6 protein-coding genes and 3 pseudogenes are annotated in these 15,377 nt (G+C 41.4%); all 9 read right to left on the bottom strand.

All coding sequences use genetic code 11. The features are described from left to right. Window positions 1–171 precede the first annotated feature (171 nt). Window positions 172–516: pseudogene (locus tag DSY56_RS12385) on the bottom strand (hypothetical protein); the annotation flags it as partial. A 7-nt stretch (window positions 517–523) separates the two neighbouring features. Further along, window positions 524–898, bottom strand: a pseudogene (locus tag DSY56_RS07295) (hypothetical protein); the annotation flags it as partial. 5 nt (window positions 899–903) lie between these two features. Beyond that, window positions 904–1,251: pseudogene (locus DSY56_RS07290) on the bottom strand (hypothetical protein); the annotation flags it as partial. Window positions 1,252–1,258: 7 nt separating this feature from the next. Continuing rightward, entirely contained in the window at window positions 1,259–2,149 is an 891-nt protein-coding gene (locus tag DSY56_RS07285) for an Rpn family recombination-promoting nuclease/putative transposase (RefSeq protein ID WP_112444740.1), read from the bottom strand. A gap of 100 nt (window positions 2,150–2,249) precedes the next feature. Further along, the gene (locus DSY56_RS07280; RefSeq protein WP_112444738.1) at window positions 2,250–3,938 is read right to left on the bottom strand and encodes an alpha-L-fucosidase; all 1,689 of its coding nucleotides are present in this window, start codon (window positions 3,936–3,938) and stop codon (window positions 2,250–2,252) included. Between the two features lies 1 nt (window position 3,939). Then, window positions 3,940–7,728 (bottom strand): sugar-binding domain-containing protein, encoded by a 3,789-nt coding sequence (locus DSY56_RS07275; protein WP_112444736.1) that lies wholly within the window; start codon window positions 7,726–7,728, stop codon window positions 3,940–3,942. Window positions 7,729–7,967: 239 nt separating this feature from the next. Continuing rightward, on the bottom strand, window positions 7,968–12,965 hold the full coding sequence (locus DSY56_RS07270) for a ZmpA/ZmpB/ZmpC family metallo-endopeptidase (RefSeq protein ID WP_112444734.1): 4,998 nt from the start codon (window positions 12,963–12,965) through the stop codon (window positions 7,968–7,970). Window positions 12,966–13,166: 201 nt separating this feature from the next. Next, window positions 13,167–14,051, bottom strand: a complete 885-nt coding sequence (locus tag DSY56_RS07265; RefSeq protein WP_049491234.1) for an SPFH domain-containing protein — start codon at window positions 14,049–14,051, stop codon at window positions 13,167–13,169. Window positions 14,052–14,200: 149 nt separating this feature from the next. Next, complete coding sequence (locus DSY56_RS07260) at window positions 14,201–15,352, bottom strand: iron-containing alcohol dehydrogenase (protein ID WP_112444732.1); 1,152 nt, start codon at window positions 15,350–15,352, stop codon at window positions 14,201–14,203. Between the last annotated feature and the right edge of the window lie 25 nt (window positions 15,353–15,377).

Genomic DNA, 15,377 nt, shown 5'->3' with positions numbered 1-15,377 from the left:
AAAGGCTAAACACGCCAGAGTCGCCTCACCGTAGAAATATGACTGACTTCCACATCCTAATTACGACCTAAAAGTGTTAGCATTCTCTGGCTGGTCTGCCTGTTGCAACTAACAACTAAAGCTAAAATAAAACATGCTACCTCATTCTGGCAACATGTCATCTGTTCCTATTTACAGCAATGCCTCAAACTCAGCGACAGTCATGCCTAATTGCTGACTGGCAATCTCAGGTGTCAGAAGACCTTGACGAACTAGATTTGCTAACATCGCGAAACCACCTTCAGCTCGACCACGCTCCTCCGCTTGTTCCAAGGCATAGTCCTGTGCTAACAAGGCTTGTTCTTCACGCATACGTAGTTGACTAAACATTTTCCTGTCCTCCTCGGACCAGCTCTTGTAGTCTAGCAGTTGGTCTGCTTGGCTGATAGCTCGCTCAGGTTGTTGGGTAAAGGGCTTGTTGCCGAAAAACTCTAACCACGGCTTGCGAACCTCATCTTTGCTGGTTTCTCTGTATTTTTAGGTCTTATTTATTACGGTCTTTCAGCAACGCTTCAAACTCCGCGACTGACATACCCAGTTGCTGACTCGCAACCTCCGAAGTCAGAAGACCTTGACGAACCATATCTAGGAAAGCAAAGACTCTTCCTTCAACTTTCCCACGCTCCAATCCTCTTTCTTCAGCTTGTTCCAAGGCATAGTCGTGTGCTAACAAGGCTTGTTCTTCGCGCATACGTAGTTGACTAAACATTTTCCTGTCCTCCTCGGACCAGCTTTTATAGTCTAGCAGTTGGTCTGCTTGGCTGATGGCTCGCTCGGGTTCCTGAGTAAAGGGTTTATTACCGAAAAACTCCAACCATGGCTTGCGAATGCTATCCTTGCTGGTTTCTCTGTATTTTTTAGGTCTTATTTATGATGGTTCTTCAATAGCGCTTCAAACTCTGCTACTGACATACCCAGTTGCTGACTCGCAACCTCCGAAGTCAGAAGACCTTGACGAACTAGATTTGCTAACATAACAAAACCACCTTCCGCCCTAGCTGTTTCTAAGGCATAGTCCTGCGCTAACAAGGCTTGTTCTTCGCGCATACGTAGTTGACTAAACATCTTCCTATCCTCCTCGGACCAGCTCTTGTAGTCCAGCAGTTGGTCTGCCTGGCTGATGGCTCGCTCGGGTTCCTGAGTAAAGGGCTTATTACCAAAAAACTCCAACCATGGTTTACAAACCTCGTCTTTGCTGGTTTCTCTATATTTTTAGGTCTTATTTATTACGGTCTTTCAATAGTGACTCAAACTCAGCAACTGACATACCTAATTGCTCACTCGCAAATTCGGAAGTTAAAACATGTTGATGTACTAAATCAAGAAAGGTAGATATTTTCCCACGTTCTAAGCCTTTTTCTTCAGCTTGTTCCAAGGCATAGTCATGAGCCAATAATGCTTGTTCTTCACGCCTGCGTTGTTCACTAAACATTCTCCTGTCCTCCTCGGACCAGCTTTTGTAGTCCAGCAGTTGATCTGCTTGGCTGATGGCTCGCTCAGGTTGCTGGGTAAAGGGCTTATTCCCGAAAAACTCCAACCACGGCTTGCGAATCTTGTCTTTGCTGGTTTCTCTATATTTTTTTAATTCCAAGAATGCCATCTTGACCAGATGGTTTTCTTGACCGTTATTAGTGATGGTTAAAACCTCACCTGTCGTGTCCTCTCGCATACTAAAACTGTGAAAAGCCAGGTCATCTGAGAAATAATTACTATCCACGATAGCAATAGCATATACTGGTGCAATATGTTTATAACTCTGGTGGGTGTCACCTTCACGCTGGCGAATTTTTTCTAGGTTTTGATTGACCTGACTGCATAGGTAAGCCCACAGGCGATTGATGAAAAAATTCTGATGATGTACTTGTATTTCGATGATAACTTGAGTGCCATTATCTAGTTCAGCTAAAACATCTATACTGGTGTAGAAATCCTGCGCTGAATAAGGCAGGGAAGGCAAGACGTGAATGTTGCTTCCCTCCAAAATGGTCACATTTTTTGCTGGTAAATCCAACATATCGCGAATAAATTGACAAGTGATTTCTGGGTTGCTAAAGATTTTCTTAGCAACCAAGTCATTGGTTGGGCTGATGCCCGGATGTCTTAAAGTCATCTATTTCCTCCTTCTATTATACCATATTTTTAAATCTAATTTTGCTAGATTCGATGGTTCTATCTATTTATTCGGAAAAGAAATGAATTGTAAAGATATTTTATCTCGTTTCAACTAAAATATGAGCTTGATCAACCAACTGTCCATCAACAGTCAGATTCAGATAGAAATCCAAGGTCTTATCAGCAGCAAAATACAGGGTTGGTAGGCACAAATCTTTTTTGCTTTCCCCTGTTTGGAATTGAAGGGTCTGAATCTCGTCCTGATAGGCGACACCATGGACACCTGTCCCCGGTTGAATCGAAATCTTAGCCTCTAAAGGAGTATTACTTTCGCTACGTTCAATCCTAAAATGAAGAGTCTCTCCCTTTGCTACAGCTAGACTTTTTTCTGCAAATGCTAGCCCCTGAACAACTTCTTTTTTTGATAATCCAGGAGTTTTATAGAGGGAAATCTTGGTCAATACAGGCATAGATTGTGCCTCGGTAATTATCACGCGCACCTTCTGTGCCTCTACTAGCGGACCTCGCAAGAGACGCTTATGACCAACGGTAAAGCCCATGCCAAATTCTTGCCAGACACCATCCACCTCTACTTGCACATGAAAAGCAGCGATTCGTTGCCCCAGCTTCAAATCTTCTCTTAACTCAAGCACATCGAAAGTTTTAGGCGCCCCTAAGTCTAGTTCTAGCTGGATGGGCAAGTCTGCAGCGCTTGCCCAAGAGCTAGTTTCAAGGCCGTCTGTCAAATGGCGACAAGCAAAGTCTGCGGAAAGAGCAGGACCAGATACCTCAGCTCCCAGAGCCAAATCTTCTTTATAGAGCTCATTGCGATAGGCCGCAAATTCATAGAGGCGTTCAATATCCTTTGCATCAAAGAGCCCATCTTTATTCGGCGGAATATTAAGCAAGAGTGGAGTTCCCCGACCCACCGAGTGAAAGTAGATTTCGATCAACTCCTCAAGTGACTTAGGATCCTGCTCTTCATGGTAAAACCACCCCGGCCGGATGGAAACATCTGCCTCACCGATTGAAAAAATAGTGCCTGAAGAATCTCCATGCTGAAGATAATCCAGCTCTGCTTCTGTTCCTAGTTTGTCAGGATTCACCTTTTGCCACAGTGGATCACCTGCATACCCTCGTTCATTGCCAATCCAGCGGATACTAGTGCCTTCTGTTGAAAAAATTAAGCAATCTCCCTGCAGTTCACGAATGGTTTCAAACCATTTTTCAAATTCATAATTGACCTTTTGAGCGCCCTCTCCTCTGGCACCATCCATCCAGACCTCAGCAAATTTTCCTGCATTACCATAAGCAGGATTTGATAAAATCTCCTTCAGCTGAGCCAGATAATAGGCATTATAGTCCGCTTCTCGGTCCACATGATAGAGGGGGCTTTGGGCGTCCCACGGCGATAGGTAGACCCCCATATCCATATCAAACTCTGTGGCAGCTTGGGATACTTCAAGGAGCAAGTCCCCCTCTCCATTCCTCCAAGGACTGGCCTTGATCGAATAATCTGTGTGAGCTGTCGGATAGAGGACAAAGCCATCGTGGTGCTTGACCACCAAAATCAACTTCTTAAAGCCCGTTTCCTTGAGCACTCGAACCCACTCACGCGCATCTAACTGTGTCGGGTTAAAGCGTTCAGGATCCTCCTGACCTGTCCCCCATTCCTGATCATAAAAGGTATTTGGGCCAAAATGGATAAAGGCTGCTAGTTCATCCTCTAAATAAGCTAGCTGGGCTTGACTAGGCAAGGGCCCATGCGGTTTTATTTCTCTTACCATACTACTTCCTATCTACACTTTTCTTTACTTTTTTGGCATGTACTTGCAATTCTGTTAGCGCTAGGGGACTGGTCAAACCTTCAAATCGAAGACGAAGGGCGTAAGTTTCCACCTTATCAAATTCAAAACGAAGCTCTTCATCCTTGTCGCTTGACACTTTTCGGATGCCTGATACAGGTTGCCAATTCTCCTCTTGCTTGAGCAGTGAATCCTTATCCAAATGATTTGGAGTCCGAGGCAAGCTAGGCTCATTCCCTACATAATAATCGATAAAGGTCGGCTCAACGGCCACATATTCTTGATTTTCAACATAATACAAGGTCAGGTTATCCACAAATCGCGGTTTTAAAATGCCTGCGTCTCCAAAAAGAATGCCCACGCTGGCTTGCTCTGACTTGGCAATCCAAGTATTGGCTGTCGATTTTTTCCGAGCAATGACCTTGTCATTGAGGTAAGAGGCTGGGTGATTTGGCTCTGAGTGGGAAGCAAAGACCAGAGGCAGGTTAGATCCTGTCCACTGATTGGAAATAACTTCTCCATCTACACTGGCATCTGTCACATGAATAGTGACTGTTGCTGGCAACTCACAGCCCGCTACTTGTCCTGTGAGTACACATTCTCCTACCTGAGCATAGATTTGAGGCTTGAGTTCATCCCAAGTAACCTTGGCCGTATCTCGTCTGCCATCTGATAAGACTAGCTTGACCCGGTCTGGTAAGTGTGGAGCTTCCTTGACAAGCGTCCAGACCCTTTCAGGCTCAATAGCACAGATCCCTTGGACACAAATCTGAGCAGAAGCCTTTATATCCAGCCCCTCAAGATGACCAGATACCGTAAATTCATGAAAGTTTTCCAGATCTTTTTCCGAGATTGCCTCCCAAACAACCTTTACTCGTTTTGCACCGCCAAACTCATAGTCCACCAAAACTGAAGATGGAAGCTGTGGATAAGTTCCCTTATTTGTATACAAGCGAAGTGGTCGTACAGAAACTGCTTGCCCTAGTGAGGTATGTTCTGCCACCTGCAAATGAGTTTGATAGGCCTTCCCTTGATAAAAGGCGCGAATAGCCAAGTCCCCTGCAGACAAGCAATGAAGCACTCCCTGCTTGATAATGGCGTGGGCACTGCCACTCGTCTCCCAAATCACTTCACTATTCCCCACCTTGTTCACAGGGTTATCCACAGTTTGTGGATAAAGTCCAATAGCTGAGGAATCCCCTTCTTGTAATCCTGCCTGCTTGTCCACTCGAATCTCAAATAAGCGCTGGTTTTTCACTGGCTGGCAATCAAAAGCCTCTCCCACTAAGAGATCAAAACTTGCTGTCTCTAGTCCTCTGGCACTAGCCTTTACTCTCACTAGACCCACCTGCTCCAAGCTCTGAACTAAAACAACACCCCTGCCATGAAAGGCTTTCCTCTTAAACCGACCATTTTTCTGAGCCTTGTAACGTTCACGACTGGCCTGCCTACCATTATCCACACCTACAATGCGAGCAGGGCCTTCAATTTCAAAATGAAGTTGATTGGAAGCAGTCGGCACCCAATTTCCATCCTTGTCCAATACATCAAAATAGAGATAGAGGAGGTCTTGCCCATCTGGCTCCAGTTGTGATTTCTCGGCATGTAACCCGATTTTGGTTGGCTTACCTGCAGTCACCACCCTATCTTCTGCCACAAGCTGACCTTGACGGTCATAGGCCACAGCACGCAATTCTCCCAGTTGATAAGGCAAACGCCATTCGAGATAGAGCTGGTCAGAACTTGCTCCCTCTTGGTATTTTCTGCCATCTGAAGTCCATTTTTCCTGAAAAGTCTTTCTGCCTTGGGATTTTCCATTAAGAAATAGCTCTACATAACGGGCATTTGAATACACTCTAACAGGGATACCCCCATACTTATCCACAACTTGTTGATAACTCTTGTGGATTTCCCAATTCCAGTGAGGTAAGATATGAACCATGGGATGCTGATTTACGTCCAACCACTGACTTTGGTAGAGATAATAGTCATTTTTAGGAATCCCTGCTGTGTCCACAATCCCAAAATAGGAACTCTTGACAGGCGTGTCATTTTGATTGTGCCAAGGAGTCGGCTCACCTATATAATCCACTCCTGTCCAGATAAACTGACCTGCGTAGTCTAGCCGATTTCTATCTTCTATCCAAGAAGCCGTCGCTGTCTTCCCCCAAGGGACTCGATCATTGCCATAGTCTGACTGTTCAAAATTCCGCACGCGACGATTATCCCCAACCCATTCCTTACCTGGGCGAAAATAGCTGTCACGCGTCCTTGTAGCCGATGAGGTTTCAGATCCGTAAAGTCGCCACTTGGGATGTCTTTTGCGAATCCCATCAATATTGTCTTCCGAGTAATTCAAGCCTACCACATCCAGCAAATCAGCAATCTTTTCATGACCTCCAGAACCATCGCCAAATCGGAACTGGTCCATTCCCATGGTTACAAAACGGCTATCATCAACCTCCTTGACCCTTTCTAGCAAGCGTTTAATAGTTTTCAATGAATGGGCATCGCCATTTGCTTCGCTGACTTCATTTCCCAAGGACCACATAAAAATCGCTGGATTGTTCTTGCCACGCTCAATCATAGTGCGCAAGTCGTAATCTGACCAGAAATCGCCTGCTTTCGCTTCTGGATGAGTCGCTTCTTCCTCAAAAAAGCGACCATAGTCATATTCTTTCTTGCCTCCATACCAGGTATCAAATGCTTCTTCTTGAATAAGTAGCCCCATTTTAGCAGCCACATCTAGCAAGATACTACTAGCTGGATTATGGGTGATTCGAATCGCATTGACGCCCATTTCCTTCATCTGGCGCAATCGTCTCTCGGCAGCTGACCTGTTTTCCACAGCTCCCAGAGATCCATAGTCATGGTGCAGACAAACTCCATGAATCTTCAACCAGCGACCATTTAGAAAGAAGCCCTTATCCGCTTGCCAATCTATATAGCGGTAACCAAAGCTCTCCTCTTCTTCATCAACCAAAATGCCATTTTTATAAAGGCGAGTCTTCAACTGATAGAGATGAGGATGGTCAATATCCCAAAGCAAAGGTTGGAAAATTGATATGGCTTGTTGGAAAGAATATTTGTCCCCAGACTCAATCACTACAGAGTCTGTCGCCTGCCAGTCTGACAGTTGCTGTCCATCATACCAAATACTCTGTTCCAAATATACTGACACAAACTGAGGCCCAGCATTTGAAACCTTGCTTTCAAGCTGGGTTTCCACCCAAGATTGCCTTTGCTCCTTTAGCTTAGGACTTGCTATCGTAATCCCATACAAATCCAGATGAACTGCATCTGTAATCAACAATTTTACTTCTCGGTAGATACCACTACCCGAATACCAACGACTGCTAGGTTGCTGATTTTCCACAAAAACCGCAAGCTGGTTGGCAGTCCCATCGTTTCTTAGATAAGGCGTGATGTCATAAGAAAAAGGTGTATAGCCATTGGGATAATAGCCCAGCACTTGCCCGTTGATATAGACTTGGGCATTCATGTAAACTCCATCAAAGAGCAAACGCACCGAAACAAGGCTAGCATCTTCCTCCAAGTAAAACTGCGTCCGGTACCATGCCTGACCCCCATTTAGCTGGCCACCCTCATTCTGCGCTGGCGAATAATGGTCAAAATCATTGTAAATACTCCAGTCATGTGGTACTTGAATCGCCTGCCAATTTTTCCTCTGAAAATCCAGTGCCAAGGCCTCTTCTTTCCCCACCTCCTGGCTAAAATACCAGTGATTTCGTAAAACTTCTTCTCTTCTCATACAAGCATTCCTCTTTAAACGATTCAATTTACTTGACTATAGCACAAAACAAAAGCGCTTTCAAGTTTTCCTCCATCACTCCCTAAATACTCAGAAAAGATTCTATAATTTGTGGAGAAGTCTGAAAATCACTCCATGTTCATATAAACTGTCATTTTCAAGAAACAAGGTCAAATCTGACAGGAATCCCAAAAAAACACCCCTCTGAATATTCATTCCAGAGAGATGTTCCTTTTGTCTTAGCTATTGTAAATCGATTGTCTAAAGTCATCTGAATCTTTGAGATAAGCTTTATAAATCGCTTTTTTCAGTTTTTGAACGGGTGTTTCGATAAAGCTATAGGTGCGAGCAGTTGTATTGCCTGCTTTTATTTGAGCAAGTTCAGCTAAAACAGCTTTATTCATAAGCTCTTGTAATTTTTCTTTACTATCAATCACTTCTTCTTTTCCGTTGTAATTTATAGTAATTGGTTTTAACTTACCTAATTTCTCAACACGCTCAGTTATTTGCTCTTTTTTGAAAGCTGCGTAAGATTTTCCTAAAATGTTATCGAAAATATATTTATCAGATAGCGGTTTGCCTTCTTCTTCAGCTTCTTCTTTAAACTGATTTGATACATAAGGTACAAATCCCTCATAATATCCTAGAGCACCCATAAGTTCAAAGGCTTGTTTTCTGAATGTAATATCCCCACTCATACCTTTAGGATTTTCACTAACTCCGAAAATAGTATCAAACATGTTTACTAAATAATATCCATTAGCTGAAACATTACCTGTTGCTTTGAATCCATTGATAATATAACGATTAACTAAAATATTATTATCGATTAGACTATTAATATCCGTTAATTGTTTTGCTTCATCTAAAGTGATTTCTGAGATTTTTTCACTGTTGTGCGTAGCTTGAACTGCTGGATTTGCATATGTTACAGGCGTTCTAGTCCCCGTTGACGGAATCGGTGTTATCTTTTTGAAATATTTAGTTTTATCTTCTGCTGAAAGCTTCCTTGTTGCTTCCGCTTCTAAATAATCTAGACTATATAGTACATCAAAACTTCCATGCATATAAGATTTTAAATCTGCATCCGTCTTAAATCTATCTGGCGTTTTGTTGTAGAAACCATTTTTATTAGTTTCATCGTAAACAAAGTTTAAGTTAAAATATGTATCTTTTTCTGGTGTATAAGAATTCTCAAAGATTCCTCGAGCATAAAACTCCGCAGCTGTACCATCTCGACGACCATGATTATTGAATAACACTGTCCCATCTAACAAGTGGGTCATTTCGTGAGAATAAGTAGCTGCACCTCTATCGTCTAACACCCTATCTGTAAAGTAACGTACACCTACACCATTTGCCTCTGCTCCTACTCTTTGAGATGGTGAATACATTCCTAGAGGCGTCATAAAATCTTTAACACCTTTATCAGCTGTTGATCCAAATTCTTCAGACCAAGTAGTTGTTATATCTGCATTTGTATTTGATGTATATTTTTTCATCGTATCTACAATCACTCTACTTGTAACTAATTTAGAACGATTTTCTTCTTTTGTAATTCTGTATAAAGTATCAACGTATGTAGCCTGTCTTGTTGCAGCTAATTCCATCAATTCTTTAACCTTTTCTAATTCTTTTTTATACTTATCTTTATCTGTTTTTTCTAATGAAGTATCCATATATGTTCCGATATTACCATAAGTTACCGTTGCTATATTAGTTAAAACATAGACACTTGGCTCTTTAATATTTACCAAACCTAATAATGTTGCTACATTTTGTTGTCTTCTACTTTCAATTTTGCGTTCTTCAGCCCCATATTTTTTAGGATCAGTAGTTAATTTTGTATATAAGTCTACCTTTTCATCAGGTTTTTCTTTCGATGATTTTTCAACTATGATAGCTTTAGTCGCTTTCTTCAACCACGTATCCCCATCCATATCAGTAAATGTCATTCTATTGTAGTCTAAGAAATCTAATAGCGTAGTCTTATTTGTTATTTTACTAAAGTATTTCGCAAATGTTTTTGGACTATTAGTTAATCTTAATTCATCATAACTCATAGAACCAAGGTGTTTTAACCAATCTAGAGAAGTAACCTCTTTCTTACCAAATGAACTTGGATTATAAGCTAGAATATCACGAATATTAGTATCTCCAAAATCAATATTATAAAATCTATTTATATAAGATAGTCCTAATAATATTTTTTCTTTATTAGCTTCAATATCTTGTTCTATTTTTTCTTTATTTTCTTGTGTATTACCCATTATACTTAATGTGTGTGCCGCAACTTTTTTCAAACTAGCTTCTAAATCTGTTTTAGTTTCCTCTAATGTTTCCTTAATTGATAACTTTTCAAGATATTCTTTTCGTAGAATTTCTTTTACTTCATCATCACTTATCTGCGGCTTAGTTTTTTGTAATTCTTTTCGTTTTAAAAATAAATCTCGATTTATTTCTATATCTGATGGAGCTAACTGCGCTTTTAACTTCTCATTTGTCAACAAGTCTACAGACTTCATTTCTCTACTAGCTTCCGTCACATCCACTGCATTTTCTAACTCGCTATTTTCTGGGAGTAAATGAGGTTTCTCTTCTTTAGTACCAACCAAGATTACTTTTTGTCGCATAGCTTTAGTTGTTTCAGTTTTCTCAGTTGGATTTGTTAACTCTCCTGTCTCCGGATTAACTTCATAAGTTTTAGTGACGGTTGTTTCCCCTTGTTCACCTGCATCCTCAACCTCTTCTTTTCCTTTTGGAAGTTTAGGGTTATCTTTTCTCAACTCAGTGATTTCTATCGGTGACACTATCTTTTCTACATTTCCAACTTTTACTATTTTGTCTTTAGCTGGAGTGTTTTCTGTTGTAGTTGCTTCTGAGATAGCTCCTGTTTCTTGATTTACTGTGTATTTTGTAGTTGATACTGAGCTACCATTCTCCCCTGGTGTTTCTTCTTTTTGATTATAGTTCAACGTTGAATCTGCTTTATAAACTGTCTTAAAAGGAATTTCTTGTGATTGAACTGTTGGTTTTGTTCCTACTGCCGTTATTTTCGCTTGCATTGGCTTAGCGACTTTTGTCGTTACATCTGGCTCCGTCAAGTCTCCTGTTTGTTCATTTACTTTGTAAACTTTTATTGTTGTCGTTTCTTCATCTTGACCTTGTTCTCTAACTACTTTAACCCCTTTATCAAGTGACTCATCCGCAACAAACTGTTCACCTCTTTTGGTTGTTGAGGTTGTTTCTTCTACATTTCCAACCTTAACAACTCTATCTACTGGATGTTTTTCTATCTTTGTTGAAGTATTTTCTACTATTTTCCCAGTACTTTCATCAAAACTGTAAGAAGTAGTTGTCACTTCCTTACCATTTTCACCTGCTACTTCTACTCGTTGCTCTTTGTAATTTAAAGCTGGTGAAGCTTTATATGTTGTATTATATTCCAATACTTTTTCTTTAGTTACTGGACTTGAGACAGTTGGTTTCTTCTGAGAATCTGACTGATCTTGAGGAGCTAAGGGGTCAGGCTGAACAGCTGATTCTGGTTCGTTTCCTTGACTTGGCTTGACCTCTGGAGATGAAGGCGTTTGTTCTGCTTGTTTTTGGGTTTCTTGTGGGGCAGACTCACCAACATCTTTTACCCCCTCAACTGGATTCTCCAGCTGGTTCTCCTCACCCTTTTGTTCCGCAGGAGATTGATCTTCTTCGCGTCCTGATTCCACGGCTGGGCTTGCTGGTTCAGAATCTTTGGTCTCAGCAGTTTCTTTAGATGGTTGCTTAGACTCAGTACCTTGTGGGGCATGAGTTTGATTTTCCTCACCCCCTGATTCCACGGCTGGGCTTGCTGGCTCAGAATCTTTTCTCTCAGCAGTTTCTTTAGATGGTGGCTGGGACTCAGTACCTTGTTGGACAAGAGTTTGATTTTCCTCACCCCCTGATTCCACGGCTGGGGTTGCTGGTTCTGGTTGCTTCGGCTCGGCTTCGGGTTTGTCAGGTGTTTGTTTCTCGCCCAGTGTTGCTTCGGCTCCTGGTCTTGGTTGTCCTATTCCATCAGCTGGTTTTGTCTCTGTTTCATTCTCTACTATTGGAGTTTTTTCAGGTTGAACTGGTCTACCTTCCTCAGATTTTGGTGCAACTTCTTCCTTAGTCCCAACTGCAACCACCTTGTCCACCGGCTCTTTTGTAACTATATTTTCTATAACTTTACTAGATTTTTCCCCGTTAACGATAGTGACTTCCGTATAGATGGTGCGTTCACCAACAACACCTTCTTGAACAACTTTAGTTTGCCCTTTAGCTAAGGTTGCATCTTCTTGTTCTATCGTTTGGAAAGCAACCTCCTCTGTAGTGACTAGCAATTCTGGTTTCTCTACTGTGGCATTTAACACACCTTCCTCAGGACTTGTTTTATAATCACTATTATCTTCTGCTTTCGGTTGTTCTACTTGGGGATTTCCTGCAACTTCTTCCTTAGTCCCTATAGACACAACTTCATCAGGAGCTTCAACAATTTTCTCAACTGCGTAGGATGGTTGAGGAGATTGCACAAGGTCTTCAGTCGAGCTAAAATGAGATGAAGTCTGTGGTACAATCTTCTTAGATTGAGGTTCTGACCTGTCCTCCTTTTGAGATAATGCTGCCGACTCTACCTTATCAACAGAAAATTCCTTGTTACTACTATCTCTTACCAAATAATATCCCGTAAATTCGTATCCTTGGACTCTTTCAGGGCTTGGTAGAAACTGACCTTCTACCCTTTTAACAAGGACTGGTTGCAATTCTACCAGATTTTCGAAAGCAGAGATGGATGCTCCCCAGCCACCAACAGCAAAGACTGTCACAAGGAAGTAAGACGCTCCCCTTTTTCTCTTGATTAAAGTGAAGGAAAGCAATAATAATCCTGCTCCCAAGATAAACATCCCATCATTAGAAAAAAGACCTGTTTCTGGTAATCTTGCAGCTAATTTTCGATAGATAAAGTAGTATTCTTTTCCCTCTTTTACCTCAATCTTATTTTCTTCAAACCATTGCAACTCAGATTTCAGCTTTTCAGATAAATCCTGCTCATCCAAATAATGACTTGAAATTAGTGTTGAAGTCGTTTCGGTAGCCTGTGCAGATTGAGCACCCATACCAGCAAAAAATAAACTCGTTCCTAGCAAGACCGAACAAGCTCCTATTGTATATTTCCTCAAAGAAAAACGCTGCTTTCTCTCAAATTGAAATTCTTTCATCCCATATCCTATCATTCATTATTACTGTATATTTAGTATATCAGAAATAGTTTGTATTCACAAATCTTTCTAGTTATTCCCTTATCATTCCAAATTAAGGGGGACAACATACAATAATTTTAGTTAAATGTATATCAATGTTCTTTGCTTTTCTTAACAAAAGTAATGTAAAAAGAGCCTGTTACCAAGCTCTTTAATCTATTATTTCTTCTCAGCACGGAGGGCTGACAAGATTTGTGTACGGATATCATCCACACCATTTGGCGTATTTGGTAAAAAGATAGTTTGATTTCCTTTAGAAGCAAAGGTATTCAAGGTGTCCAAATACTGGTTGGTCAAGAGGATGGACATGATTTGCTCTTCTGTCATGCCAACATTAGCTTCCTTGAGTTCGGTGATAGACTCTGCCAACCCATCCACAATCGCCTTACGTTGTTGGGCAATCCCCACACCATGAAGGCGATCCTTTTCTGCTTCGGCTTCAGCTGCAGTGACAATTTTAATCTTGTCAGCTTCCGCCAATTCTTGCGCTGCGACCCGCTTGCGTTGCGCCGCATTGATTTCATTCATGGATTGCTTAACTTCTGCATCTGGTTCAACCTTGGTTATCAAGGTTTTCACGATAATATAACCATAAGTAGTCATTTCTTCTGCTACTTGGTGTTGGACTTCAAGGGCAATCTCATCTTTTTTCTCAAATAATTCATCCAAAGTTAATTTTGGAACAGAAGAGCGAAGGGCGTCTTCGATATAAGATTTAATCTGAGATTCTGGACGCATGAGTTTATAGTAGGCATCTGTCACGCTCTGCTCATTGACACGGTACTGAGTCGCCACATTCATCATAACAAACACATTGTCCTTGGTCTTAGTCTCAACCACAATATCACTTTGCAATAAGCGCAACTGAATCCGCGCTGCAATCGAGTCAATCCCAAAAGGCAATCGAATATGAATACCGCTATTGGCAACCTTTTGGTATTTCCCAAAGCGTTCAATAATCGCCACCGACTGCTGACGAACCACATAAATTGTACTCAGTGTAACTATCAGCAATAGGAGCACACAAACCACTACAAAAATCATCAAAAATGTTGTTATCATCGCGACGACCTCCATCATTATTTTTTCCTGTATTATAGCACATTTAAAGAAGGCTGTGCAGTTTTTACTGCGATTTTTCCTGAAATGTCAATAATTAGAGGTGAATTGTCACATTGTCGTCTAATCTCTTGCTAAAACAACTCTTTATAAAAGGCAATCGTTTCTTCTAAGGTTGGCATAAATGGATTTCCTGGTGCGCAGGCATCAATCAAGGCATTCTTAGAAAGGTATTCAAAGTCGAAATCTTTTTCTTCAATACCAAGTTCAGTTAATTTCTTAGGAATACCTACTGTCTCAGAAAGCTTCTCAATCTCAGCAATTGCGTAATCGGCACACTCTTCATCTGATTTACCTTCTACATGAAGTCCCAAGGCTTTAGCAACATTGCGGAAAGCTTCTGGTACACGTTTAGCATTTTCACGTTCTATAACTGGTAGCAACATGGCACAGCAAACACCGTGTGGCAAATTATATACTGCGCCGAGTTGGTGAGCCATTGAGTGAACATAGCCAAGACCAGCATTATTAAAGCTCATACCACCAAGGAAGATGGCATTGACCATACCTTCACGCGCTTCAATATCGTGTCCATTTGCTACGGCACGAGGAAGATATTCTTTGATAAGCTCAATTGCTCCGATAGATAATTTCTTGGTCACATCATAAGCACCAGGTGTTACCAAAGCTTCAACAGCGTGAGTCAGAGCATCCATACCAGTAGCTGCAGTCAAGCCTTTAGGTTTGGAAAGCATCAATTCAGGGTCATTAACAGAGATAAGGGCAAGGCTATTCTTGTCAACCATTACCATCTTAACCTTGCGTTCTTCGTCGGTAATCACATAGTTAATGGTAATTTCTGCTGATGTACCTGCAGTAGTATTGATTGCCACAACTGGCAAGCCTTTTTTAGCAGACTTATGAAGCCCTTCATAATCCTGTGGTTTTCCACCATTTGTAGCCATGATAGAGATACAACTAGCTGCATCCTGTGGAGAACCCCCACCAAGACTGATGATAAAATCACATCCATGTTCTTCCAAAGCAGCTACCCCATCTGTGACATTCTTACAAGTAGGGTTTGGCTCTACATCGCTAAAGATGACATATTCGATTCCTTCTGTATCCAGTGGTTTTAAAACCTTAGGTAAAATATCACTGCCTTCAATGAACTTGTCTGTCACCAAAAGCGCCTTTTTATAGCCAAGTTCCTTGATATAAGGACCCACTTCATTTACAACACCTTTACCAATAAGGTTGACTGCCGGAACATAAAATGTAGCCATATAATTTTCCTCCTGCGCCTTTGCG

This window comes from Streptococcus sp. 596553, assembly GCF_900411395.1.
Classification (GTDB): Bacteria; Bacillota; Bacilli; order Lactobacillales; family Streptococcaceae; genus Streptococcus; species Streptococcus mitis_BA.
Note: the sequence above shows the minus strand (reverse complement) of the source record. Positions and strands in the feature narration are given on the sequence as shown.

Bases quoted from the DNA above. Each gene is read 5' to 3' on its own strand.
- DSY56_RS07260 (WP_112444732.1), bottom strand. From the start codon at position 15,352: ATGGCTACATTTTATGTTCCGGCAGTCAACCTTATTGGTAAAGGTGTT.
- DSY56_RS07280 (WP_112444738.1), bottom strand. From the start codon at position 3,938: ATGGTAAGAGAAATAAAACCGCATGGGCCCTTGCCTAGTCAAGCCCAG.
- DSY56_RS07285 (WP_112444740.1), bottom strand. From the start codon at position 2,149: ATGACTTTAAGACATCCGGGCATCAGCCCAACCAATGACTTGGTTGCT.
- DSY56_RS07270 (WP_112444734.1), bottom strand. From the start codon at position 12,965: ATGAAAGAATTTCAATTTGAGAGAAAGCAGCGTTTTTCTTTGAGGAAA.
- DSY56_RS07265 (WP_049491234.1), bottom strand. From the start codon at position 14,051: ATGATTTTTGTAGTGGTTTGTGTGCTCCTATTGCTGATAGTTACACTG.
- DSY56_RS07275 (WP_112444736.1), bottom strand. From the start codon at position 7,728: ATGAGAAGAGAAGAAGTTTTACGAAATCACTGGTATTTTAGCCAGGAG.